This window comes from Hymenobacter artigasi (assembly GCF_012275535.1).
Lineage (GTDB): Bacteria > Bacteroidota > Bacteroidia > Cytophagales > Hymenobacteraceae > Hymenobacter > Hymenobacter artigasi.
Window position 1 is genome coordinate 94,162 of sequence record NZ_JAAVTK010000009.1, and the last position, 24,224, is coordinate 118,385.

Consider the following 24,224-nt stretch of genomic DNA (forward strand, 5'->3'; position numbering starts at 1 on the left):
GGGAAAGAGAAAGGGAGAGGGGAAAACGGCCTGTTTCTAGCCTAAACCGGCTACTTTTGCCCCGGTTCGGGCGCTGGAACAATACTACGAAAAACTACGGAACGCAGGCATGGGTTTAATAACGCTGCTCACAGATTTTGGCTACCGCGACCATTACGTGGCGGCCCTGAAAGCGCGGCTGCTGCACTTGGCCCCGGCAGTTCCGGTGGTCGACATCAGCCACGGCGTCGAACCCTTTAACATCGCACACGCCGTTCACGTTCTCCAAAGCGTGTTTCGGGATTTCCCGCTGGGCACGGTCCACGTTATTGGCGTGGCCGACCACGGCGCGGGCCCCGAGCCCAACTGGCTGGCCGCCGAGCTGGAAGGCCACTATTTCGTGACCGGCGACAACGGCATTCTGGCCCTGTTGGCCAACGGCATCCCCGAAAACATGGTAGCCCTGCCGGCCGCCATCACCGCCTCGCCCACCCGCGACGTGCTGCTGCCCGCCGCCGTGGCCCTGGCCCAGGGCGCTATGCTCAGCGACCTTGGCCCGGCCGTTACCGCGCTGCATCAGCTCAATAACCGCCAGCTGCGGCTGCAGGACCACCGCGTTACGGGCCACGTAGCGCACGTGGACCACTACGGCAACCTCGTCACCAACATTTCGCGCACGGCGGTGGAGGCCGTGGGCCACGGCCGCCCGCTGGCCATCCACTTCGGGCGCGACGTGGTGCGCGACCTGCACCCGCACTTCTCGGCCGTGCCGCCCGGCGAGGCGGTGGTGGTGTTCAACAGCCAGGATTTTTTGTGTCTGGGTATTTGCCAGGGCAACGCTTCAGAGCTGCTGGGGTTAAACTTTGACTCGCAGGTAGACGTGCGGTTTCAGGCAGAGTGAGCTTGGGCTACGCGCCCGGGGCACCTCACGAGCCCCCCACGGGGCGGCCCCTCTCCAAAAAAGAGGGAAGCCTAACGACTTTTTTTACAGCATAAGGCCCCGATACTGCTTAATATCGGGGCCTTATGCTTTGTCGGAATGAGTCGCGTTAGAAGGCGCATATTGCTAAGGCCTCGCAATAGCGGGTTCTACTTCAGCGCACCTTTCAGGTCGCTGGCGGCCAGGGCTTCGGCTTCTTTAGCTTCGGGCACTACCGCGCCCATGCCGAAGAATTCGTGCGTGGTGCCGTTGTAGAGCTTGTAGTTGGTTTTTACGCCAGCGGCGGTGAGTTTGTCGGCCAGGGTTTTGCCTTCGCTCATCAGCGGGTCATACTCGGCACCGATAATGGTGGTTGGCTCAAGTCCTTTCAGGTTAGCGGCCACCAGGTTCACGCGCGGGTCCTTGCCATCGGCGGGGCTGCGGAGGTAGTTTTTGAAGAACCAGGCCATCGCCGGAGCGTTTAGAGGCGCGGTGTCGGTGAATTTCTGGTACGAAGGCGTGGTCATGTCGTAGCCGGCGATGGGGTACACCAGCACCTGGTACTTGGGGAGGGCCACCTTGCGGTCGCGGGCCATCATGCTCACGGCGCAGGCCAGGCCGCCACCGGCGCTCTCGCCCATCACGGCCACGCGCTTGGGGTCGCCCTTCATCGAAGCAGCGTTTTTTAGCACATACTGGTAGGCAGCGAAGGCATCGTCGTGGGCGGTGGGGAACTTGTGCTCCGGGCCCTTGCGGTACTCCACCGACACCAGCACGGCACCCACCTGCTCGCACATGGCCTGGGCCGAAGCGGCGTAGGTGTCATTATTGGCAATTACCCAGCCGCCGCCGTGGTAGTACACGATAACGGGGAACGGAGCCGTGCCATTCTTGGGCGTGTACACGCGGGCCCGCACGCCGGGGGCCACCGTTGCGCTCATCGTGTCGCAGTTCATGGCGGGCATGGCGATGTTGCTCACCTGCATCTGCTTTTTGAGGGCATCGGCGAAGTTGGGCCCCTTGCGGGCCTGCACGGCGGTGAGGGTAGGTAGCGGCTTGGGGTTGAGGCTCATCAGCTGCTCGATAACAGCAGCCATTTCGGGCTTGAGGTCGGGACCCCAGGCGGGCTTGGGGCCGGTGGGCTTCACGGCACCCATGCCAGTGGCGGTTACAGCCGTACTATCGGAAGCGGCGTTGGTTGCTTCCGACACTACAGTGGCCGTTTTGTCGGTTTCGGTAGCGGTGGGCTGGCTATTGCAACTGCTGAGCAACAGGCCGCCAGCTAAAGCGGGAGCGGTGAGCCACGCAAAGGCCGATGAATGCGAGATGGGAAATTTCATGAAAAAGAACAGGTAAAGTATGACAGTATAAAGAACAAGTGTTTGCGGCAGGTTCTACGATGGGCACTTGGCATAGTTGATAGAAGCCCGAAACTTATAGTTTATGGCAGTATTTCGGCGCCACAAACAATGCCTGTTTTTGATTATATATTATTGTTAATCAAATAATTACATTTAATGTGAGCCAAGGTTTCGACAACCTTATGGCTGTGCTTCCCGCCCAGCTCTTTTTCAGTTTCTGTTTACGTTAATGAGAAAACGCCACGCCTTATGCCGTGCTGCCGGCTGTCTACTCGTTGTTAGAATGGCTCTTGCACAACGACTAGCGAAAAGCCGGCAGCCCGCGCAAATGCCAGTTTGGAGAGCCGCTTCATTGCCTCCCGGCCCTGGCTTTGCTTCGCGGAGCCGGGGCCTTTTACTTTTGTCGCTTACTCTCCCGCTTCCCGAATGCTGATTCGTATTGTTCGTATGAGTTTTGAGCCGGCGCAGGTGCCGGCGTTTCTTGCCCTGTTCCGGGCCACCGAGCACCGCATCCGGCAGCAGCCCGGCTGCCGCTACCTGGAGCTGTGGCAGGATGCCGACAACCCCGCCATTTACTGCACCCACAGCCATTGGGACGACGCGGCCGCGCTCAACGCCTACCGCAAGTCGGGCCTGTTTGGCGAGGTGTGGCCGGCCACCAAGCGGCTATTTGCCGCGCCGCCCGTGGCCTTTTCGGTGAATCCGGTGTTGTAGCCGTATTCCCTCCTGACTAATTCCCGTTTTCTATGTCCCCCGATTACTTCGCCTTCTACGGCCTGCCCCACTCCTTCCGGCCCGATGAGGCCGCCCTCAAGCGCCTCTACTACGCCAAAAGCCGCGAAACGCACCCCGATTTCCACGCCACCACGTCGCCCGAAAACCAGGCTGAGATGTTGCGCCAGGCCACCCTCAACACCGACGCCTACCGCACCCTTTCCGACCCCGACAAGCGCATGGCCTACCTGCTGCGCACGCACGGCCTGCTCGAAGAAGGCAAGCAGGAGCAGCTCCCGCCCGATTTCCTGATGGACATGATGGACCTCAACGAGGAACTGATGGAGCTGGAAACGGACGCCGACCCGGCCGGCATCGCCAAAGTAGCCGCCGAAGTCACCGCCCTGGCCGATACCCTCGACGCGGGCATCGAGCCCGTTCTCGCTGGCTATGAGCAGCTCCCCACCGACCACCACCCGGCCGCGCTCCAGCAAATCCGCACCTACTACCTAAAAAAGCGGTATCTGTTGCGCATCCAGCAGCAAGTTGCTACCTTTGCAGCCCGCTCCTGATACCGGCAGAGTGGAATTGTTCTGAATAAGCATCCTGCCCGGATGGCGGAACCGGTAGACGCGTTGGTCTCAAACACCAATATCGCAAGATGTGCCGGTTCGACTCCGGCTCCGGGTACATTAGATAATAAATACCAGAAATAGAGCTCAAACACTTGCTGTCGGCCCTGTTTCTGGTATTTTTTTATGCAAAAGATTGCCAGTCGCTTGCAAACAGGAAGAAGGCCTTATCCGATGCAAAAGCACCGAAACAGGGTGATTCTTGGACGCCTCCCCTACCCCTTATCCCACCGCACAGCGAACTCCTGCTTGCTGCAATGCATCCACAGGCGGGAAACGGGGTTGATGATGATGATTTCAGCCGGGCGCTCATCGTCGGCGGGGCTCAGGCCTAGTTCGAGCTCGTATTCCTGGCCGTTGCGGAAACCAGCGTAGCCATCCATGCCGCGAAACGTGTACTTCTTTTTCTGAAACTCCATGCGGCAAAGGTAGGACTACGGCGCACGGCGGGGCCAACGGTATTGGCCGTTTTAGCGCGGCGGGGCTGGTTCGCCGGGCGCAAGGCCGGGGAGTGTCAGCCGGGCAAACTCGTTTTCGGCCGGGGTATAGCTCATCCGGAACAGGCGGTCCTGGCAAATGTGCTGGTCGCCGGTGGGCTCCGTAATGACCCAGTCGCCCGCGAACACGGTGAGGCGACCCTTGCGGCTGGTGAGATAGGCGTGCGGCGACATGGGCAGCAGGCTGTCGCTGCCCGCAAAGGCCGGGACCTCATCGGCCACCCCGGCCACTTGCAGTCCCGGAAACCACTGGTGGGCTTCAATCAGGTTGGTATCGGTGGGGAGGCGGGTGAAAAAAGGCATGATGTGGTACTGGGCAACAGTCTGATTGGCAGCAGATATAAGCGGCATTGAATGATGGGCCGGCGGTGCTTTTTCTGCAAGATTAAGGCGCGTCAGGTGAATGTTTTATGAGGCGCGGCGGCGCGGCGCTTCCAGCGGTGAGCCCGCCCGGTGGGCTTTTATTTCGGGTAATGCATCGGTATTTTTCGTGGTTGGAGCCGGTTTTTTACGGCCGGACTGCTGGGCGTGGCTGGTTTTGTGCATTTTTGCACCTTCTGTTTTGACTTCTCTATGACTGATTTTCCTGTATATCGCGGCCGGCTACGCTTCCTGGGCGGGCTGGGGCTACTTTCCATCACGCTGCTGGCGGGCTGTGCGCGGCCGGCCGGGGGCAGCAGCGCGGCCGCCAAAGACTATTGGCTGTACGTGGGCACCAACGTGGGCAATGAGCAGGAAAACACCATTTTCCTGTACCGCGTGGATGCCGCTACCGGCGCTTTCACCCGGGTGAGCGCGCAGCACGGCGGTGCCAGCCCCACCTACCTCACCCTCTCGGCCAACCACCGCTTCCTGTACGCGGTGAGCGAAACCCAGACGTTTCGGGGTGCGCCGGGCGGAGGCGTGAGCGCCTTTGCCGTGGCCCCGCGCACCGGCGACCTGACCCTGCTCAACCAGCAACCTTCCAACGGGGCCTCGCCCTGCTACATCAGCCTCGACCATACCGGCAAGACAGCCCTGGTGGCCAACTACGTGAGCGGCAACGTGAGCGCGCTCCCCGTGGCGCCTGACGGCCAGCTGGGTGCTCCCACCACGGACCAGCACACCGGCAGCGGCCCGCACAAGAACCAAACCAGCCCGCACGCCCACTGCCTCCTCCCCGACCCCGCCAATAAGTTTGCCTTCGCCGTGAACCTGGGCACCGACCGAGTATACGGCTACCGCCTCGACCCCGCCAAGAGCCAACTCACCCGCGCGGCCGAGCCAGCTTTCGTGGCCAAGCCCGGCGCGGGGCCGCGCCACCTGGTTTTCCACCCCGATGGCAAGCATGCCTACCTCATCAACGAGTTGAACTCGACCGTGACGGCGCTGGCGTATGACGCGGCCGCCGGGCGCTTCCGCGAGCTCCAGACGCTGTCGGCGCTGCCGGCCGGCTACACGGGCGAAAATTCCTGCGCCGACATTCATGTTTCGCGCAATGGGCTTTTTCTGTACGCTTCCAACCGGGGCCACAACAGCATCGCGGTGTTTGCCATCGATACCAGCAACGGCACACTGGTGCCCATTCAGGACGTGGACACGCAGGGCAAAACGCCCCGCAACTTCACCCTCGACCCCAGCGGCCGCCTGCTGCTGGTGGCCAACCAGAACTCCAACAACATTTTCAGCTACCGCGTCGACCCGCAATCGGGCCTGCTCACGCCCACCGGGCAGAGCACGGAGGTGCCCTCGCCCATGTTCCTGCAGGTAACGGAGGATTTCGGGCGGTAGGCCAGGCTTGTCATTCCGACGAAGGAGGAATCTGGGGAAAACCGTTCAAATGGACTTTCTCAGATTCCTCCTTCGTCGGAATGACAACCGATGCACTAGACGAGAATTCCGCTCCACTCGCCGTAACCCGGCAACGTGGCGGCCAAAGGCCCGTAAGCGGGCAAACCGGCTGGCATATTGCCCGGGCCGGCTCTTTTCTTGCCCCTTCGATGCCCGACCATTCCGACTCCCAGCCCCGCGAGCTCCGGTTTCCGCTCTATGTAAAAGCTCCGCTCATCCTGCTCGGGCTGGCGCTGCTGGTGTTCACGCTGCACATTGCCAGCGACATCATATTTCCGCTCTTTTTCGCGGCCATTTTCGCCATTATGCTGCATCCGGTAGAGCAGTGGCTGCTGCGCCACCGGGTGCCGCCGCTGCTGGCCATTCTGCTCACGGTGGTGCTGGGCGTGGCGGCGGTGCTGGGGCTGGTGTATTTCATCAGCGTGGAAGCCGCCCAGCTATCGGACCAGATGCCGATGTTTAAGAAGAAATTCACCGAAACCGCAACCCAGGTGCACGAGTGGCTGCAATCGCGCGTGGGCCTGAGCGACCAGAAGCTACAGGGTTGGATGAGCGAGGCCGGCACCAAGGCCCAGGGCCTGGTGGGCGGCACGCTCTCGGCGGTATCGGGACTGCTCGTCACGTTCACCCTCATTCCGGTCTATATTTTCCTGCTGTTTCTGTACCAGAAGCGGCTGGTCGATTTTCTGGTGCAGGCCTTTTCGGGCCGCCGCCGCGATACCAGCGTGAGCGAAGTGCTGCGCGAAAGCAAAACCGCCATTCAGAGCTACATGGTGGGCCTGCTGATTGAGGGCAGCATCGTGGCCGCGCTCAACGTCACGGCCCTGCTCATTATTGGGGTGCCCTACGCCCTGCTGCTGGGCGTGATGGGCGCGCTGCTCAATTTTATTCCGTACATCGGCGGGCTCATTGCCATTGCTCTGCCCATGCTCATGGCCTTCGTGGCCAACGATGGCTACGGCCACACGCTGGCGGTACTGGGAGCCTATATGCTCATTCAGTTCATCGACAACCATTACCTGATTCCGCGCATCGTGGCATCCAAAATTCAGGTGAATGCCCTGGTGGCCATTGTGGGCGTGCTGGTGGGCAACGCCATTGGCGGCGTGGCGGGCATGTTTCTGGCCCTGCCGGTCATTGCCATCCTCAAAATCGTGTTCGACCGCATCGAGCCGCTCAAGCCCTGGGGCATGGTGCTGGGCGACGAAGAAACCCCGCGCGGCCGCAAAATTAATCCCGCCAAAAAGAGCGTGGTAGCCGCCGAAAAAGGGGATATGGCACCAGAGATTGAAGCGGCCTGAGTAGCCGTGCAGACGGCGCGAATAACTGCTCCTGCTCCCTACTTTGCTTCAACAACACCTCTTCTGCACAGCTGCTTAGCGGCTCAGCTCAGCCCCTTGCAGCCATTTCTCAGCATCTCCCATCGTGGAGAAGCGCTGAAAAATCAGGCCCGCCGGGGCGCCGCTCACCACCGACTGCGTGGAGAGCCGGTGCATGGGGTCGGCCCCTTCCACGATGGCGCAGTACTGAGCCCGCGCCTCGTTGATGGCCCGCGGAATCCAGTGCCCGGTGAGCCACTCCTGGGCCGCGCCGGAGAGGGGTGCGCGCTGGCCGTGCTCAGAGAGAATCTTGCGGGTAGCCGTGCGCAGCATCAGCGTCATCACCTGCTCGTAGAAGGCCTGAATGGCTTCCAGCGCCGCCCGCTCGGGGGCCCACACCAAACGCACAAAGCCCGACGGCTGGTAAAAAACCTTACCGGCCGTATTTTGAAAAAACAGCGTTTCCTGAGCGCGCGACAGCAATGACATAAAAGGGAGGGGCATCCAATACCAGCGACGATAGTGCGCGGTTTCGGAACCAGACAAAATTACGCCCGGAACGGCCTACTCATCTTCCATCCAACAAATTATACCTGCTTGCCTGAATCAATCCCGGGCAGCCATTATCATCAGGCTGAGCCATTGTTGCGATTTCTGCATCTATGCCAGCACGTTAGCAGGATTAGCGTGCGCTAGTTCTCGGAGAAACCGTTTGGGCGTTTGCTAGCGCCCCTCGATGGTTGTGGTCTGACGCAGAAATTATCAACGCTGCCCCCTCTCCTGCGGAGCAGAAAATCCTAACGGTTTAATTTCAACTGGTTTGTCGAGTTCGATTTTATGCAGCCTGACCGGCCCGCTGGGTGGGGCATTATCACGGTGCTTTACGCAATAGCACTTACGCAAGGGTGCATCTTACCAGCCCCAGCGGGGTTGTACCCAAGGCTTCGTAAACAGGGGTTTGCGCAAGTCCTATGTGCGTTTAATTGGGGAAAGTAGCTTGTGCGCTACTTCACAATTACGAGTTCTACGCGGCGGTTGAGACGGCGGGTTTCTTCGCGGTCGTTGCCGAATTTCGGCTTCGAGCCGCCGAAACCTACGGTAGTAATGCGGTTCTCGGCTACGCCCCGGCCCACGAGGTAGCGCTTTACTTCGGCTACCCGGTCTTCGGAAAGCTGTTGGTTTTTGTCGGCCGGACCCACGTTGTCGGTGTGGCCTTCGAGGCGCACTTCGGTGGCGGTGGCGGCTTGCAGGGCAATGGCGAGGCGGTTCAGCTCGGTGTAGGCCGAACCCAGCAGCGTAGCTTTGCCCTGGGCGAAGATGATGCTGGGCAGGTCTACTTTGGCCCCCACGGCGGCAGGCAGCAGCAGGATATCGCGCCGGGGCGAGCCGGCGGCTACCAGCGTGTCGCCCATTGTGAGCAGGCCCGCGCCGTTGGCCGAGAGGTAGTATGTACCGGGCAGCAGCGACATCTGGTAGTTGCCCTGGTTGTCGGAAGTGCTGGTGGCCAGGAATTGCGGACTGGTTTTGCTGGTGCCCAGCAGGTTGGCCTTCACCACCGCGCCTGCTACCGGCTGCTTGGTGCGGGCATCCAGCACGCGGCCGCTCAGGAAGGCGCGGCCCGAGTTCTCATTGGCTTCGGCCACCACGGCTGGCTTGGGCAGTGAATCGGCCGGCGTGGCGCGGCCCGTGCGCAGGATGTCCTTGGTGCCATTGGGCGTGGCCGAGGACGAGAAATAGGCCGTTTTGCCATCGGGCGTGAGCGTCAGGTAGGCATTGAAACCGGGGCCGTTCAGGGCGGGGCCCAGGTTGCGGGGCTCGCTCCAGCGGGTCCAGCTGTCGTCGAGGCGCTGGCTCACAAACATATCGGCCGAGCCGTAGCCCATGTGGCCGTACGACGCGAAATACAGCGTTTTGCCATCGGGCGTGAGCCAGGGCGCGAAGTCGAAGCCGGGCGAGTTCAGCACCGGTCCCAGGCTTTTAGGCTCGGTGTAGCCGCCGCTGCCATCGGGCCGGCTCAGGTAAATATCGTTGCCGCCTTCCGAGTCACCACGCTCCAGGGAGAGCAGCAGCGTTTGCCCATCGGCCGACATATAAAATCCCGTGCCCGTCACGGCCGAGTAGAAATTGGCAATGCGCAGGGCCTCGGGCCGGGTGGTTTTGGGCGTAGCGCCGGGGGCCACGGCGGCGGATTGCGCCACCCGGCTCAGGCCCTCGTCGCGGAAGGTGCCGTCGCGCTCGTAGGTACCGCGCACCACCAGGAGCTGGCCGCCGGTGCCGGTGGTGGCTTCCACGGCGTTGTTCTGGGGCGTGTTCAGGCCGTCGAGGCGGGTGGGTGCGCCCCAGGTTTTGCCTTGGTCGGGGCTCTGGCTCAGCCAGGCATCACCCGAGTCGGTGTTGCCCTCGGTGTTGCCGGCAAACTTGGTGCGGGCGAAGTACAATGTCTTGCCATCGGGGCTCAGCACGGGGTGCACCTCGTTGCCGGGCGAGTTCACGGCCCCGGCCAGCGGCAACGGCGCCCCGAATGGCGACGGCCCTTCCAGCACGTTCAGGCGCAGCCGGAACAGGCGCCACTGCTGGCTGGCACGGCCGTTATTCTTCTGGGCCACCACGGGCGTACCGTTGAATTTATCGGCGGCGGCCAGCGCGGCGCAGCGGGCCTCGCTGCGGTTTTCGAGCTGAAAGCTGCCCACCGGGCCCGCCGGCACCAGCCGCCACTGCTGCTGCTCGCTGCCCTGGAAGGGGCGCTGCACCAGGCCCAGGCCCTCACCGGGCTTGTCCACGGTCAGGCACTGGCTGCTGTGGCGGGCTTCGATGCGGAAATATTCGCTGCCCTGCCGAATCGGCACAAAGCGCCACTGCTGGCTGGGGGCGTGCGTAAACTCCCACTGCACGGCCACCGCGCCGCTGGCCGTGCTGGCGCTGGCAATGTCGAGGCAGCGCCCGCTGCCCCGGTCAATCAGCCCGTAATAGGCCCGCTCATCGGGCACAAAGGGCGTTTGGGCGGAGGCAAAGAAGGGCAGGAACAGCAGCAGCGACAGAAATCGAAACATTATGGGGGGCGCGCAGAATGGCAGCACGCATGGTTGAACTACGCAAAAGAACGGCGAAACGGCGGAGTAGGGCCGCTAATGGCCCACGCCCCGCGCCCCAACCCGCCCCGCAACGACAGCCTGCCGTTGGCAGTACACGTACTCTCAACTCATTTTAGCAACTAAATTCCCGCACTTTCTCCCTGGTTTTATGCGCAAAGGCACCCAAGTCTCCTGGAAATACGGCACCGGCACGGCCACCGGCAAGATTGAATCGGCGCACAAAGAGCCCATCAGCCGCACCATCAAGGGCAGCGTCATCCACCGCAACGGCTCGGCCGATGACCCCGCCTTCGTCATCGTGCAGGAAAACGGCGACCGCGTGCTCAAGCTCAAAAGCGAAGTGAAGGCAGCATCAACAAAAAACCCCGCTGGCTAATGCCAGCGGGGTTTTTTGTTGAGTTAAGAGTTAAAGGTTAGGAGTTAAAAGTTGAGCGTCAGTCCTCTCTACTCTCAAGTCATCACTCCTAACTTTTAACTCCTAACTCAGTACTACCGGTTATTCTTATCGGGCTTGATGAAGGCTTCTTCTTCCATTTCGGAGGGCACCACTACCACGCCCTTCTGGAGCATGGAGTTGCGCTGGCCGTAGAGGAAGTACACGATGAAGCCCAGCAGCATCCAGCCCACTGCTACTTGCAGCGTGAAAGAATCGAGGCCCACGATGAGCAGCGTGCACACCAGCGCGCCCATGATGGGCACCAGCGGGAAGCTGGGCGACGAGAGCGGCGCGCGGAAAGGCCGCGGCTGGTTGGGGTCCGACTTGCGCATAATCCACACGCCCAGGCTCACGAGCACGAAGGCCAGCAGCGTACCGAACGAGGTGAGGTCACCGGCCAGCGAGCCGGGCACGAAGGCCGCGAACAGGCCCACGAATACCATCAGCATCAGGTTGGATTTGTAGGGCGTGTTGAAGCGCGGGTGCAGCTCCGAAAACGCCTTGGGCATGAGGCCGTCCTTGGCCATCGAGAAGAATACGCGGCTCTGGCCCATGAGCATCACCAGGATAACCGACGTGAAACCGAGCAGGATGCCCACCGTCACGCCCGTGGCCAGCCAGCCGTAGCCGGGCATGTGCGCCCGGATGGCATAGGCCACCGAGGCCTCGCCGCCCAAAGCCGGGTCGGCAAATTCGCGCCAGCTGGCCACGCCCGTCAGCACGTGTCCGAACAGGATGTAGAGCACCGTGCAAATAGCCAGCGAGCCCAGAATGCCGATGGGCATGTCGCGCTTGGGGTTGCGGGCTTCCTGCGCCGCCGTGCTCACGGCATCGAAACCGATGAAGGCAAAGAACACAATGCCCGCCCCGCCGATAATGCCGCCAATGCCGTGCTTAAAGAATCCTTCGTAGGTGCGCACCACTTCGCCGGCCGCGTTTTTCACCACGGCATCAGCCGGAATGAGGTAGGGCGTGTGGTTGGCGGGGTTGATGAACTGCCAGCCCACGGCGATGAACACGACCACAATCAGCACTTTCAGCACCACAATCACGGCGTTGAACATGGCCGACTCCTGCGTGCCTTTTACCAGCAGCAAGCTGAGCATCACGATAATGAACAACGCGGGCAGGTTGACAACCCCGTGCTGGTCTACGCCATTGATAATGGCGTGCTCGAAAGGTGAGTGGGAAAGATTGTACGGTATACTGGTACCGAAGACCTCCAGCAGCTTGTTGAGGTACTCGCTCCAGGCAATGCTCACGGTGGCCGCGCCCAGGGCGTATTCCATAATCAGGGCCCAGCCGATAACCCAGGCCACAAACTCGCCCATGGTGGTGTAGGCATAGGTATAGGCCGAGCCAGCAATGGGAATCATGGCCGCGAACTCGGCGTAGCACAGGCCCGCGAACACGCAGCCGAATGCGGCCAGAATGAAGGCCAGCGTCACGCCCGGCCCGGCGGCTTGAGCAGAGGCGGCGGCGGTGCGCACAAACAGGCCCGCCCCGATGATGGCGCCCACGCCCAGCGCCACGAGGTTGCCCGCGCCCAGCGTCCGTTTCAGGGTGCCGTGCCCGGTCGAGTTGGCCTCGCCCAAGAGCACAGCCAGTGGTTTTTTGGCGAAAATACTTGCCATGTGTTAGATGTAAAGAAGGAAGAAGTTTGAAATAAATGAAAGAATTAAAAATCCCCGCCCGGCCCGTTGAGCAACGAAAATACTCCCGGGCGCTGGTGGCGGAGCCGAAATATAGGCAGCATTTTCCCACCGCCGGGGCACTGCCCCCGCGTGAGCGCGGTTCTACGGGCCGGCCCACGGCCAAAATCCCCGCGCCAGACCTAGCTTGGCCGCGTGCATTCAAGCGTCGCTATTACTTTCGTTACCCTAATCAGCAACTCCTCTAGCTACCATGAAAAAGCTCCTTTTTGTCTTTGCTGTCAGCGCGGCCACGGCCGGTACCAGCTTTGCGCAGGCTCCCGCTACCACTGCCGTCCCGGCCCAGACCGGTACCGCCCCCGCCCCCGACCAGCTGGCCCAGCGCCGCGCCCAGTACCTCGGCAAAGAGCTCGGCCTCACCGCCGACCAGCAGGCCCGCCTGGCCCCCATCCTCATGGCCCAGCGCCAGCAGCTGCAGCTGCTGCGCGAGCAGCGCACCACCGGCGGCCGCAAGCTGGGCACCGCCCAGGACCTGAAAGCCAGCGAAGCCCGCGCCGACGAGCAGATTAAAACCGTGCTTACGCCCGAGCAATTCACCAAATTCGCCCAGATGCGCGACGAGCAGCGCGAGAAGATGCGCGAGCACCGCGCCGCTAACGCCAATGCCCCGGCCGGCCAGTCTGAATAAGCAGGCGCTTCGTCAATAAAAAGCGGCTGTGCGTCGATGAATTGGTTTTGGAAGCTGGTTGGCGAAATGCTGGCATACTGCTTGTAATTAACCTGGCAGGCACCGAAGTCACCCACGGAATGGCTGGCTGCCCACTCCTCCTCACCCACCCCAATTTTTGCTTATTATCGCCATGAAGAAGAACCTGTTTCTGCTCGCCGCCCTCGCTTTCGCTACCGCTGGCACCAGCTTCGCCCAAACTGCCGTGCAAACCACCGGCACCGATGCCAACCAGACGGCCCGCCACTACAACAAAGGCCAGCACGGCCCGAAAGACCCCGCCAAGATGGCCGACCACCGCGCCGGCAAAATGGCCAAAGAGCTCGGCCTCAACGCCGACCAGGAAGCCAAAGTGGAGCAGCTGATGCTGGCCCGCCAGCAGGAAATGACGGCCCTCAAAACCAAGTACGGCACCGACAAAAAAGCCGGCCGCCCCGAAATGAAAGCCGCCCACGACCGCTACCAGGCCCAGATAAAGACCATCCTCACCCCCGAGCAATACGCCAAGATGGACAAGATGAAAGCCGAGCACCACGGCCACGGCCGTGATGGCGGCAAGATGAAAATGAAGGCCAAAGCGTAATAGCCTGCCCGCCGCATAAAAAAAGCTCCCGCCTTGAGGCGGGAGCTTTTTTTATGCACCTCTTTCCCCATTATGCCAGAACAAACGCTGTTTCGTGAGGCCCGGGTGGGGCCAATCCGGGCATATAGCCCCAAATTCGCATTAATCTAACCCCTCCTACCCACTTTCAAGACCTTACTAGAAACATGTTCTGCCAAAACTTACCGCGTTTTTTCCGGCTGATAATCAGCGCCTTTCTGCTACTGGCTGCTACTCCAAATCTGACGCTATTTGCTCAATCATCGCGGGCTGCGAACTTTCGCGTAATGAGCTACCAGGCCGTGAAAATGCCAGGGACTGGTTTTATACTGGAACAAGGAGTGCTTGGAACCGATGGAACTGCAATGCACCCCGTTACGGCCATACCGCACGGTTTTGCGTTGGCAGCGGCAGCCCAAAGCGGTACGCGCAACTTGTATTTGCTGCGCAAGATTGGAAAAGATTCGGTGATGATGCTGCTCACTGATTCGGTGGGCCGAACGCTGCAACAGCCTCGACAGTACATGCCTCAGCTGGGTGGCGACGCTAAAATGCTAGTGCCGCCCAGCTTATTTGGCTTGCCAAATGGCAAGGGCTTCGTGCTCACTTACCCCTCGGGCAAATCGAGCCGGCCCAACATTGAGGTGCGGATGCTAAGCCCAGTATTAGCACCACTGTGGGAGCAGCAACTCACGCCTGTCTGCTTAACTACCGTGCTACATATAGCGGCCAGCGACACCCACTTATGGCTTGTACTTAGAGAACACCTGGCTTTGGCTAAGCGCCCGCGCGTGCTGAGCTTCCGCCTGTCGAACGGAGATGCCGAATGCAACCAGCCGCTGGCCTCCAACGATGAGCTGGATGTTGCCACGGTTGTACCAGCCGGGCTGCTGCTATTGGGCACTTCAGACCGCCGCACTTCTTACACGGCACCTGCCGAGCAAGGCAAAGCGTCGGAGTATCGGCGCGACTTTGCACTGCTGCTAAATCCCGTGGGCCAGCGCCTATTCGGGGTTGGCCTGGCATGGCCTTTATCAGTCCGGCCTTCTCATTATCGGTGGCAATCGGCGGGCCAACTACCCGATGGCAGCTACCAGTTAATCGGCGAAACCTACCGCAATACACCAAATGCAGGGCCCATTGCCTTGGGCCTGGCTGGTTTGGGCATGATTGGAGCCGGCAGCCCTGGGATGATTCCGCTAAGTAGCTACATCAATAAGCAGCCTGTCGGGTTGATTGTGGCTCAACTCAGTACCACGGGCCAGTTAGCTGCTGTGCACGAACTAGCAGTTCCGGAAGTAATGACTGCTGCCGGCCTGACTCCCATCCTTGAAGCCCCACTCCCAGACTATCCAACCAGCTTTCGTTTTCGAGGAATTAGCACTGATTATCAGCATGTAATGTTGAACACCAATCGCCAGGTGCTGGCTTATTCTATTGCCACTCAGCAGCTGCGGCCGCTTACTCCCGCCCGCAATGCTATTCCCACGGTACGTCATATCGAGGCAGACCGCGTGATTGTCAGTTGGTCGGTTAAATTGGCCAATACCGGTTCCGAATTCGAGCAAATCGGTATGCCCTAATCCTATCAAAGCGACACAGGTTTTACCCCCAGCGTTTATATTTGGATTATTGCCCATTCATATTGGCCAACAATTGCCCCCTCCATCCCCTGTATCCATGCCTCCCCTTCCCAGTAGCACGGCCTCGGCCGTGCAAATCCAGCAGTTTTACGACAAGGGCCTGGCCCACGCCAGCTACGCCGTGCGTTGCGGCCGCCAAGTCGCCCTCATCGACCCCGCCCGCGACCCCCAGCCGTACTACGACTTTGCCGACGAGCACGAGGCCCGCATCATTGCCGTGATTGAAACGCACCCGCACGCCGATTTTGTGTCGTCGCACCTGGAAATTGCCGAAGAAACCGAGGCCACCATCTACTGCAGCAAGCTGGTAGGCGCCAAATACCCGCACAAGGATTTCGACGACGGCGACCGCATCAAAGTGGGCAGCTACGAGCTGCACGCCATCAACACCCCCGGCCACTCGCCGGACAGCATCAGCATTTTGCTGATGGATGAGCTGGCCCAGAGCCGCGCCGTATTCACCGGCGATACGCTATTTGTGGGCGATGTGGGCCGGCCCGACCTGCGCGAGGACGAGGCCGTGGGCGGCCACCAGCGCGAGGAGCTGGCCGCGCAGCTATATAAGAGCACCCGCAACAAGCTCATGACCCTGCCCGGCAGCACCAAGGTGTACCCCGCCCACGGCCCCGGCTCGCTCTGCGGCAAAACCACCAGCCCCGACCTCGACTCCACCATCGCCAAAGAGCTGAAAACCAACTACGCCCTGCAACCCATGTCGCAGGACGAGTTCATCAAGGTGCTGCTCGAAGACCAGCCCTTCGTACCCAAGTATTTCGGCCACAACGTGGCCCTGAACAAGCAGGGCGCACCCAGCTTTGAGGACAGTATTCGGGCGGTGCCGCACCCGACCACCGGCGCGGTGCTGGAGCCCGGCGTACTACTCATCGATACGCGGCCGGCGGCCCAGTTCCGGGCCGGCCATCTGCCGGGAGCCCTCAACCTGCAGGACGGCGGCAAGTTCGAAACCTGGCTGGGCACTACCGTCGGCCCCAAAGAGCCATTTTATCTGCTGGCCGATTCCAAAATCGCGCTGGACACGGTCATCCGCAAAACAGCCAAAATTGGCTACGAGGGCAACATCAAGGGCGCACTAATGGCCCCGGCCGACCTGCCCGCCACCTCCCCCACTGTAGACGTAGCGGCCGTGCGCGAGCACCCCGAAGCCTATACCATCGTCGATATCCGCAACCGGAATGAAGCCCAAGCGCCGGTTTTTGATAATGCCCTGGTCATTCCCCTGCCCGAGCTGCGCGAGCGCGCCCACGAAATTCCAACCGATAAGCCCATTCTGATTCACTGCGCGGGCGGCTACCGCTCGGCCGTAGGGACCAGTATTGTGCAGCAGGCATTACCAGACGCGAAGGTGCTGGACCTGGGCGAGGCGGTTACGGAGTTTCAGCCGCAGGCAACGCATTAGCGCGGCGGCGGGCTTGGAGCAGGCAGGAACGTATTAAACAGACAGTCACGATTATCTGGCGTCCGCGGAGCCGAAGCATGACGTTCTGGGTTTTGTGAAACGCTCGCCCCCCCCACTCAGTCCATCACGGCCTCCGCTGGCACGGCCGCGGCGGGGGCGCCTTTGGGCTTCTGGCTCACCAGCCACACGCCCACGAAAATGAGCGTGGCCTGCCCGGCCTTGCTCCAGGTGAGATGGTCTTTGCCCAGGGCCACGGCGAAGAGCACTGCCAGCACCGGCTGCAGATAAATGTAGACGCCCAGCAGGGCCGCCGAGGCATATTTCAGGGCCCAGTTATTCAGCAGATAGGCCAGAATGGTGAGAAAGACCACCATGTAACCCACTTCGAGCCAGATTTTTAGCGGGAAGCTGGCATAATTGGTGCCCAGCGCCTCGCGCCAGCCGAAGGGCACCGCCACGATGGCCCCCACCAGAAATACCCGCGCCAACACCGTGAAGGCGTGATACTTGCGCATCAGCGGCTGCACCAGCACCAGGTAGAGGCCAAAAACCGTGGCATTGGCCAAGATGAACAGGTTGCCCAGCGTGGCGTGCGGGTAGATGGCCGCCTGCGCGTTGCGGCTGAGAATGAGCGAGGCCGCCCCCACCGCCCCCACCGCAATGCCCAGCGCACGCGGCACCGTAATTTTCTCGCTCAATAAAACAGCCGAGGCGATGACCACCACGATGGGCGCGATGGTTTGCAGCAGCGAGGCGCTGATGGGCGAAGTCAGGTTCAGCCCCGAAAAAAACAGCAGCTGATTGACCCCAATGCCGCACACGCCACAGATAATGGAGCGCCAGTTGTCGGCCCAGCCGATGATTTTGTCCTGCGGGGCCACGAAGTATTTGATGAGGGCGAAGAAGCTCGACGCGCCCAGCACCCGCAGCGTGACGATGCCAAAGGGGGTCATGTACTGCGGCATCACGTCTTTCGACAGGGAATAATTGGCCGCGTAAATGACAGTGACGAAGAAAAGGGCCGCGTGGACGCGGAATTGATTGGACATAAAGTGAGGTAAGCTTTAGCTTGACGTTTCGTACAAAGCAAAGCAAGCTGCGGTGATTCAACCGAACTTTGCCGGGCTTGTTACCGATACGGCAAGCTAAAGCTTACCGCACCATGAACCTCTTCCCCGACGACGAACCCGCCGCCTTCACCCCCGCCGCCGCGCCCGGGCCCGATGCGCCCCTGGCCGAGCGCCAGCGCCCCCGCCGCCTGGCCGACTACGCCGGCCAGCAGCACCTGGTGGGCGAAACCGGCGTGCTGCGCCGCTATTTGAATTCCGGCCGATTGCCCAGCCTCATCCTGTGGGGCCCGCCGGGCGTGGGCAAAACCACCCTGGCCCACCTGCTGGCCTCGGAGCTGAAACAGCCATTCTCGGCCCTAAGCGCCATCAATGCCGGCGTGAAGGACGTGCGCGACGTGATTGAGAAGGCCAAGCGGCAGCGCGGCACGGTGCTGTTTATCGATGAAATCCACCGCTTCAGCAAGGCGCAGCAGGATGCGCTGCTGGGCGCGGTGGAGCACGGCACCGTCACGCTGATTGGGGCCACTACCGAAAATCCTTCCTTCGAAGTTATCCCGGCCTTGCTCTCGCGCTGCCAGGTGTATGTGCTGGAAGCGCTGAGCGCGGATACCCTGCGCGGGCTGGTGCAAAAAGCCCTGACCGAGGATGCCGCGCTCAAGCAGAAAAAAGTAGTATTGAAAGAGGACCACGCCCTGCTGGCCCTCAGCGGAGGCGATGCCCGCAAGCTGCTCAACCTCCTGGAAATCGTGGTGCAAAGCACGCCGCCCAACAAAAAAGGCGTCATCGAAATCACCGATGCCGTGGTGCAAACCGTGGCCCAACGCCCCCTGGCCCGCTACGATAAGGGCGGCGAAATGCACTACGACGTGATTTCAGCCTTCATCAAATCCATGCGCGGCTCCGACCCCAACGCCGCGCTCTACTACCTGGCCGTGATGCTGGAAGGCGGCGAGGACGTGAAATTCATCGCCCGCCGCATGCTCATCCTGGCTTCCGAGGACATCGGCAACGCCAACCCCAACGCCCTGATGCTGGCCACCAGCTGCTTCCAGGCCTGCACCGTCATCGGCCTGCCCGAGTCGGATTTAATTCTGGCCCAAACGGTTATCTACCTCGCCACCTCGCCCAAGAGCAACGCGGCCTACCTGGCCATCCGCGCCGCCCAGGCCGAGGTGAAGGCCAATGGCGTGTACCCCGTGCCGGTGCCCCTGCGCAACGCCCCCACCCGCCTGCTCAAGCAGCTTGGCTACGGCCAGGAATACGCCTACTCGCACAACGGCGAGGGCAATTTTGAGGCCCAGGAGTTTCTGCCCGATGCCCTGAGCGGCACCCGCTTCTATGCCCCCGGCCTGAATGCCAGCGAGGCCAAAATCCAGGAGCGCCTGCGCGGCTGGTGGGGCGAGAAATATGGATATTAGCGTTATAGGCCCGCTACTGGCGCGAGTTTAGCGCAGCGTAACTCGTGACTGCTTATCGGGCGAGGCTGTGCCTCGCATCAGAACGGCTGGCCTGAACGGTGCGAACATGGCTTGCCACTGGCGTGGCAGGGAGGCGCAGCCTCCCCACAATAACAGTCACGAGTTACGCTGCGCTAAACTCGCGCCAGTCAACAGCCAGCCCACGAAGGCCAAACGATACAGCCGCGTGTAACTTGCCAGCTGATTAGACAATCTGAGTGGCACGGAACCACAAAAAATCCGTTCAATTCGTTAAATCTGTGGTCTCATGCGACAATTTTTGAAATATGTGCTGGCTACCATCGTGGGGCTGGCTGCGTTTGGGTTCTTATGTTTTGTGGGGGTGGCCATCTTCATCGGGGCCACGGTGAACAGCTCCAAAGGCCCGAAGCAAACCACCGCCAACTCGGTGCTGGAGCTCAAGCTAAACGACCCGCTCAATGAGCGCGGGCGCGAAGGCCGTTTCGGCGGGCTGGGCGGGGGCGGCAGCACGGGGCTGGTTGAGCTGAAGGAGGCCATCAACCGGGCCAAGGGCGACGACGACATCAAGGGCATTCTGCTGAACCTGGGCATTGTGCAGGGCGGCATGGCTTCGCTGGAGGAAGTGCGCAACGCGCTGCTCGACTTCAAAAAGAGCGGCAAATTCGTAGTGGCCTACCACGAAATCGCCTCCGAAAAGAGCTTCTATCTCTCTTCGATGGCCAATGAAATCTACCTCAACCCCCAGGGCACGCTCGAATTCAACGGCCTGAGTACAGAGGTGATGTTCTACAAGCGCCTCTTCGAAAAGGCCGGCATCGAGCCCTACATTTTCCGGGTGGGCTCCTTCAAAAGCGCCGTCGAGCCGTTCTTCCGCGAGAACTTCTCCGATTCGGCCCGCTACCAGACGGTATCGTTCCTGAATTCCATCAACGGCTACATGATTGGCGAGGTGGCCAAAACCCGGGGCATTGCCCCGGCCCGCCTCAAGGTAATTTCTGATTCGATGCTGGTGCACAACGCTCCCGATGCCCTGCGCCTGAAGCTCGTCACCAAAATCGGCTACTTCGATGAGGTGCAGGACTACATGCGCGGCAAGCTGGGCGTGGCTAAAGACAAAAAGCCCAGCCTGGTAAGCCTCTCCGACTACGTCGACAACGGCGACGCGGAGGCGCGCGCGAGCAGTACCCGCAACAACCGCATTGCCGTGATTTATGCCGAGGGCGACATCGTGACCGGTAAGGGCTCCGACGATAATATCGGCAGCACCAAGTTTGCCGAAGCCATCCGCAAGGCCCGGCTCGATGAGAAAGTGAAGGCCGTGGTACTGCGCATCAACTCGCCGGGCGGCTCCTCGCTGGCTTCGGACATCATCTACCGCGAAGTGCTGCTGACCAAAAAGGTGAAGCCGATTATCGCCAGCATGAGCGACGTGGCGGCCTCCGGCGGCTACTACATCGCCATGGCCTGCGATACCATCGTGGCCCACCCGAACACGATTACGGGCTCCATTGGCGTATTTGGCGTGCTGCCCAACATTCAGCCGCTGCTGGCCGACAAGCTGGGTATCACGGTGGACCGCGTGACGACGGGCAAGTTTTCGGACCTGCCCACCATCACCCGCCCCCTCACGGACTTCGAGAAGCGCACCCTGCAGGAAGAGGTGAACCGCATCTACGCCGACTTTACCAGCAAGGCCGCCCTGGGCCGCCACATGCCCGTGGAGCGCCTGCGCCGCCTGGCCTCGGGCCGCGTCTGGAGCGGCCTCGAAGCCAAAAACAACGGCCTCGTGGACGTGCTCGGCGACTACCAGGAAGCGCTGAACATCGCCGCTGCCCGCGCCCACCTCAAAGCCGACGACTACTACGTGCAGCGCCTGCCCCGCCAGAAATCGGCGCTGGAAGGTTTCATCTCCATGTTCAGCGACGATGATGCGGCCAAAACCCGCGCCATCAAGGCCGAGCTGGGGCCGCTGTACCCCGCCTACGCCCAGTACCAGCAGCTGATGCAGATGCGCGGCGTGCAGGCCCGCCTGCCGTATTCGCTGGATATCCAGTAAGGCAGACTTGATGTCTCGTCCGGCTATGTGTTGACAGCAATAAGGCAAGGGCCCCGCTCGGATTTTCCGGCGGGGCTTTTTCCTTGCAGATGGACTTGATTAGGGGTTAAATAGTGCAGGGCCAGGTGGGGGCGTTCCTCGTTGTAGAGGTGTACGGCCTGCTCGACGAGCAAACGGGCCTGGGCCAGGTCATCGGGTAGTACGAACAGGAATTCGTCCTTGAGGATGCCGTTGACCCGTTCGGCCAGCGCGTTCTGGTAGCAGTCGTAGCCGTCGGTCATCGAGCAGCGCAACGTGGCCTTGTGCAGGGCCGCCTGGTAGGCATCGGAGGCATACTGGCTGCCCCGGTCGGAGTGGTGGATGCAGCCGGTCGCATGGGGGCCAGCGCCGCGTACGGCCCGGTCCAGGGCGGCCAGGCAGCCGGCCGTGTGCAGGCTGGCATGGACGTGGTGGCCGACGATGCGCCGGGAAAAGGCATCGGTGACCAGGCTCAGGTAGACCGTGCCCTGCCGGGTGGGCAGGTAGGTGATATCGCTGACCCACAGCTGGTTCGGAGCGGTCGGTTTGGGCGTGTCCTTGACCAGGTTGGGGTGGCAGTGGAAGCGGTGATGGGAGTCGGTGGTCTTGGTGTAGCTGCGTTTAGGCGCAATCAACAGCCCTTTCCGGCGCAGGAGCGTGAACAAGGCATCGCGCCCGCAGGCCACGCCCTGCACGCGCAGCAGCGGCGCGATTTTGTGCACCAGCTTGCGCGTGCCCAACCGGGGCAGTTTCCGGCGCACGACGCGCACCTGTTCGAGGACGGCCTCGGCGCGTTCGCCTTGCCGGGCCTGGCGCTGGCGGCGCTGGTAGACGCCCTGGCGGCTCACGCCGTAGAGGCGGCAGCTGCGGTCGACACCTAGGGCTTTGGTGTTCGCCAGCCGGGAAACGGCCGGCGAAAAGACTTTTTTGGCAGGGCGATGCCGTGGTCCTCCTCCACCACTTGCAGCATCGTGCGCAATAACAAATTCAGGTCCGTGCTGTCTTTTAACTGCTTCTCGTACTGCTTTTTCTGCGCGCGCAAAGCGGTTTCCAACTGCTTGACGCGCTGTTCCGGGGTCTGCTCCACGGCCGGGGCGGTGCCGGGGGAAGTGGGCCCGGCGGCCTGGGAAGTTACGAAATGAGGGGCATAGCGGCGGCACCAGGTCAGGACCGTGCTGCGGCCCTGGATGCCGTAGCGGCGCTGGGCTTGTTTGTAGCTCAGCTCCCCGCGGCCGACTTCGCCGACCACGGCCAACTTAAAAGGCAAACTGTAGTCGCGCTGACTACGCCGCTCGCGCGGCTCAGAGGGGTTTTTCATGACAATTTTTGGAAAAGTGTCAACACATAGCCGGACGAGACTTGATAACAAAAAAAGCCCCTCACCATTGCTGGTGGGGGGCTTTTTTTGTTACCTGACCTTCTTGCCGTAGTAGCGCCATACTTGGCCGAATGAGTGGCCGCTGCCGGAGTTTTCGTAGTACAGGCTGTCGCTGCTGGCATCCAGCAGCAGGACTTTGTAGGTGGTTGAGATTTGAAAGCCGTTGTCTGCAAACCCAGCGTTGGGGCGCACCGGACTGTGGCCGCGCCACGCCACGTTGGGCCTAAAATCCAGCATGGCAGCGCCCGTCTGCACGGTATTGGTGTCCACCCGGCTTGTCTGAATGGTGGTGTCCCGCAGGCGGGTGGTGACGGCCAGCGCGCCACCCGTCCAGCTGGTGAAATAGGCCCGGCAAGCGTAGGAGCCGGCGGCATTATTCACGGCTGTTTCGGCAAGAGAAAGTTTTGGGTCTGGGCTCTCACTCTTTTTGGAACAAGCCCCGGCAAAAAGCAAGCTGGCCAACAACAGGACGCGGTATTTCATCGCAATTGCAGTAAAGTGGTGGAAGGATAAACTAAATGTATCAAAATTGATAGCAAACTTTGCTGCCCGCTATTATCTCCCTCATGCTCCAACACCTCCAAGAAGCCGCCGCCTACATCAAAGCCAGTTCCCAGGCCTTCCAGCCCGAAACGGGCATCATCCTCGGTACCGGGCTGGGCGCGCTGGCCAATGAAGTCGACGTTGAATACGAAATCAACTACGCTGACATCCCACATTTTCCCCTCAGCACCGTGGAAAGCCACGCCGGCCGGCTGCTGCTGGGCCGCATGGGCGGCAAAAAAGTAGCTGTGCTGCAGGGCCGCTTCCATTACTACGAGGGCTACACCATGCAGCAGGTGGCCATGCCCGTGCGCGTACTCAAGCTGCTGGGCATTGCCCGCCTGCTGGTAAGCAACGCCGCCGGCGGCCTCAACCCCGATTTCAACCTCGCGGATTTGATGCTGATTGACGACCACATCAACCTGCAACCCGGCAACCCGCTCATCGGGGCCAACCTCGACGAGATGGGCCCGCGCTTCCCGGACATGTTCGCGCCCTACGATGCCGACCTGCTCCGCCGGGCCGAAGCCGCCGCCCAGGCGCTGGGGCAGGCCGGCACCACCCGGCGCGGCGTGTACGCCAGCGTGCCCGGCCCCATGCTCGAAACCCCCGCCGAATACCGCTACCTGCGTACCATCGGGGCCGATGCCGTGGGCATGAGCACGGTGCCGGAAGTAATTGCGGCCCGCCACTTGGGCCTGCCGGTGCTGGCCGTGTCAGTCATCACCGATTTGTGTGCCCCCGGCCACCTCAAGCCCGTGGTGCTGGCCGATATTTTCGCCGCCGCCGGCGCGGCCGAGCCCCGCCTCACGGCGCTGATAAAGGCCGTGGTGGCGGGCTTGTAGCTTGTAGCACATGCTTCAGCTTGTGCGTCGTTGAACAGCCAGTCGCTCACGGGCAC

Annotated in this window: 22 protein-coding genes and 1 tRNA gene; 14 read left to right on the forward strand and 9 right to left on the reverse strand. The window is 61.3% G+C overall.

Annotation, left to right across the window (positions count from 1 at the left end; translation table 11 throughout):
• Positions 1-109 precede the first annotated feature (109 nt).
• Entirely contained in the window at positions 110-880 is a 771-nt protein-coding gene (locus HBN54_RS15095; RefSeq protein ID WP_168674053.1) for an SAM hydrolase/SAM-dependent halogenase family protein, read from the forward strand.
• Between the two features lie 188 nt (positions 881-1,068).
• On the opposite strand, the gene HBN54_RS15100 is transcribed toward HBN54_RS15095, so the two are convergent.
• Positions 1,069-2,238 carry an alpha/beta hydrolase gene (locus tag HBN54_RS15100; RefSeq protein WP_168674054.1) on the reverse strand — a complete coding sequence of 390 codons (1,170 nt, stop codon included), beginning with the start codon at positions 2,236-2,238 and terminating at the stop codon, positions 1,069-1,071.
• 447 nt (positions 2,239-2,685) lie between these two features.
• Between HBN54_RS15100 and HBN54_RS15105 the strand changes: the two genes are divergently transcribed.
• The 3 genes from HBN54_RS15105 (at position 2,686) to HBN54_RS15115 (ending at position 3,663) form a co-directional block, all read left to right on the forward strand.
• A complete protein-coding gene (locus HBN54_RS15105; RefSeq protein WP_168674055.1) occupies positions 2,686-2,973 on the forward strand; it encodes a putative quinol monooxygenase in 288 nt (95 codons plus the stop codon).
• 32 nt (positions 2,974-3,005) lie between these two features.
• Positions 3,006-3,545, forward strand: coding sequence for an iron-sulfur cluster co-chaperone HscB C-terminal domain-containing protein (locus tag HBN54_RS15110; RefSeq protein WP_168674056.1), 540 nt, complete (start codon positions 3,006-3,008; stop codon positions 3,543-3,545).
• A gap of 36 nt (positions 3,546-3,581) precedes the next feature.
• Positions 3,582-3,663, forward strand: a tRNA-Leu gene (locus tag HBN54_RS15115).
• Between the two features lie 157 nt (positions 3,664-3,820).
• On the opposite strand, the gene HBN54_RS15120 is transcribed toward HBN54_RS15115, so the two are convergent.
• Entirely contained in the window at positions 3,821-4,024 is a 204-nt protein-coding gene (locus HBN54_RS15120) for a hypothetical protein (protein ID WP_168674057.1), read from the reverse strand.
• Positions 4,025-4,075: 51 nt separating this feature from the next.
• Complete coding sequence (locus tag HBN54_RS15125; RefSeq protein ID WP_168674058.1) at positions 4,076-4,405, reverse strand: hypothetical protein; 330 nt, start codon at positions 4,403-4,405, stop codon at positions 4,076-4,078.
• A gap of 270 nt (positions 4,406-4,675) precedes the next feature.
• Between HBN54_RS15125 and HBN54_RS15130 the strand changes: the two genes are divergently transcribed.
• Positions 4,676-5,872, forward strand: a complete 1,197-nt coding sequence (locus HBN54_RS15130) for a lactonase family protein (protein ID WP_168674059.1) — start codon at positions 4,676-4,678, stop codon at positions 5,870-5,872.
• 209 nt (positions 5,873-6,081) lie between these two features.
• Positions 6,082-7,233 (forward strand): AI-2E family transporter, encoded by a 1,152-nt coding sequence (locus HBN54_RS15135; RefSeq protein WP_168674060.1) that lies wholly within the window; start codon positions 6,082-6,084, stop codon positions 7,231-7,233.
• Between the two features lie 75 nt (positions 7,234-7,308).
• Here HBN54_RS15135 and HBN54_RS15140 read toward each other — a convergent pair whose 3' ends face one another.
• Positions 7,309-7,740, reverse strand: coding sequence for a hypothetical protein (locus tag HBN54_RS15140; protein ID WP_168674061.1), 432 nt, complete (start codon positions 7,738-7,740; stop codon positions 7,309-7,311).
• A gap of 515 nt (positions 7,741-8,255) precedes the next feature.
• Positions 8,256-10,301 (reverse strand): RICIN domain-containing protein, encoded by a 2,046-nt coding sequence (locus HBN54_RS15145; protein ID WP_168674062.1) that lies wholly within the window; start codon positions 10,299-10,301, stop codon positions 8,256-8,258.
• A 190-nt stretch (positions 10,302-10,491) separates the two neighbouring features.
• On the opposite strand from HBN54_RS15145, the gene HBN54_RS15150 reads away from it, so the two are divergent.
• The gene (locus HBN54_RS15150; RefSeq protein WP_168674063.1) at positions 10,492-10,719 is read left to right on the forward strand and encodes a hypervirulence associated TUDOR domain-containing protein; all 228 of its coding nucleotides are present in this window, start codon (positions 10,492-10,494) and stop codon (positions 10,717-10,719) included.
• A 113-nt stretch (positions 10,720-10,832) separates the two neighbouring features.
• Here the strand turns inward: HBN54_RS15150 and HBN54_RS15155 are convergent, their stop codons facing one another.
• Positions 10,833-12,413 (reverse strand): amino acid permease, encoded by a 1,581-nt coding sequence (locus HBN54_RS15155; protein WP_168674064.1) that lies wholly within the window; start codon positions 12,411-12,413, stop codon positions 10,833-10,835.
• 271 nt (positions 12,414-12,684) lie between these two features.
• Here HBN54_RS15155 and HBN54_RS15160 point away from each other — a divergent pair, with 271 nt between their 5' ends.
• From HBN54_RS15160 to HBN54_RS15175, 4 genes are all read left to right on the forward strand, one after another.
• Positions 12,685-13,119 carry a hypothetical protein gene (locus HBN54_RS15160; RefSeq protein ID WP_168674065.1) on the forward strand — a complete coding sequence of 145 codons (435 nt, stop codon included), beginning with the start codon at positions 12,685-12,687 and terminating at the stop codon, positions 13,117-13,119.
• Between the two features lie 172 nt (positions 13,120-13,291).
• A complete protein-coding gene (locus HBN54_RS15165; RefSeq protein WP_168674066.1) occupies positions 13,292-13,741 on the forward strand; it encodes a hypothetical protein in 450 nt (149 codons plus the stop codon).
• A gap of 185 nt (positions 13,742-13,926) precedes the next feature.
• Positions 13,927-15,342, forward strand: a complete 1,416-nt coding sequence (locus HBN54_RS15170; protein ID WP_168674067.1) for a hypothetical protein — start codon at positions 13,927-13,929, stop codon at positions 15,340-15,342.
• 97 nt (positions 15,343-15,439) lie between these two features.
• Positions 15,440-16,819 carry an MBL fold metallo-hydrolase gene (locus HBN54_RS15175; RefSeq protein ID WP_210428077.1) on the forward strand — a complete coding sequence of 460 codons (1,380 nt, stop codon included), beginning with the start codon at positions 15,440-15,442 and terminating at the stop codon, positions 16,817-16,819.
• A 116-nt stretch (positions 16,820-16,935) separates the two neighbouring features.
• Here HBN54_RS15175 and HBN54_RS15180 read toward each other — a convergent pair whose 3' ends face one another.
• Positions 16,936-17,868 carry a DMT family transporter gene (locus tag HBN54_RS15180; protein WP_168674068.1) on the reverse strand — a complete coding sequence of 311 codons (933 nt, stop codon included), beginning with the start codon at positions 17,866-17,868 and terminating at the stop codon, positions 16,936-16,938.
• A 113-nt stretch (positions 17,869-17,981) separates the two neighbouring features.
• On the opposite strand from HBN54_RS15180, the gene HBN54_RS15185 reads away from it, so the two are divergent.
• Together HBN54_RS15185 and sppA are read left to right on the forward strand one after the other, a co-directional pair.
• Positions 17,982-19,307, forward strand: a complete 1,326-nt coding sequence (locus tag HBN54_RS15185; RefSeq protein WP_168674069.1) for a replication-associated recombination protein A — start codon at positions 17,982-17,984, stop codon at positions 19,305-19,307.
• A 307-nt stretch (positions 19,308-19,614) separates the two neighbouring features.
• Positions 19,615-21,384 carry a signal peptide peptidase SppA gene (gene sppA / locus HBN54_RS15190; protein WP_168674070.1) on the forward strand — a complete coding sequence of 590 codons (1,770 nt, stop codon included), beginning with the start codon at positions 19,615-19,617 and terminating at the stop codon, positions 21,382-21,384.
• Between the two features lie 23 nt (positions 21,385-21,407).
• On the opposite strand, the gene HBN54_RS15195 is transcribed toward sppA, so the two are convergent.
• Both HBN54_RS15195 and HBN54_RS15200 read right to left on the reverse strand, forming a co-directional pair.
• Positions 21,408-22,720 (reverse strand): IS3 family transposase gene (locus tag HBN54_RS15195; protein WP_394353996.1). Its coding sequence is split into 2 segments (ribosomal slippage): positions 21,408-22,331 and positions 22,334-22,720, totalling 1,311 coding nucleotides; the frame shifts between segments, so codons are not numbered across the junction.
• Positions 22,721-22,810: 90 nt separating this feature from the next.
• Entirely contained in the window at positions 22,811-23,161 is a 351-nt protein-coding gene (locus tag HBN54_RS15200; RefSeq protein ID WP_168674071.1) for a hypothetical protein, read from the reverse strand.
• Between the two features lie 185 nt (positions 23,162-23,346).
• Between HBN54_RS15200 and HBN54_RS15205 the strand changes: the two genes are divergently transcribed.
• Positions 23,347-24,168, forward strand: coding sequence for a purine-nucleoside phosphorylase (locus tag HBN54_RS15205; protein ID WP_168674072.1), 822 nt, complete (start codon positions 23,347-23,349; stop codon positions 24,166-24,168).
• Positions 24,169-24,224: the final 56 nt, after the last annotated feature.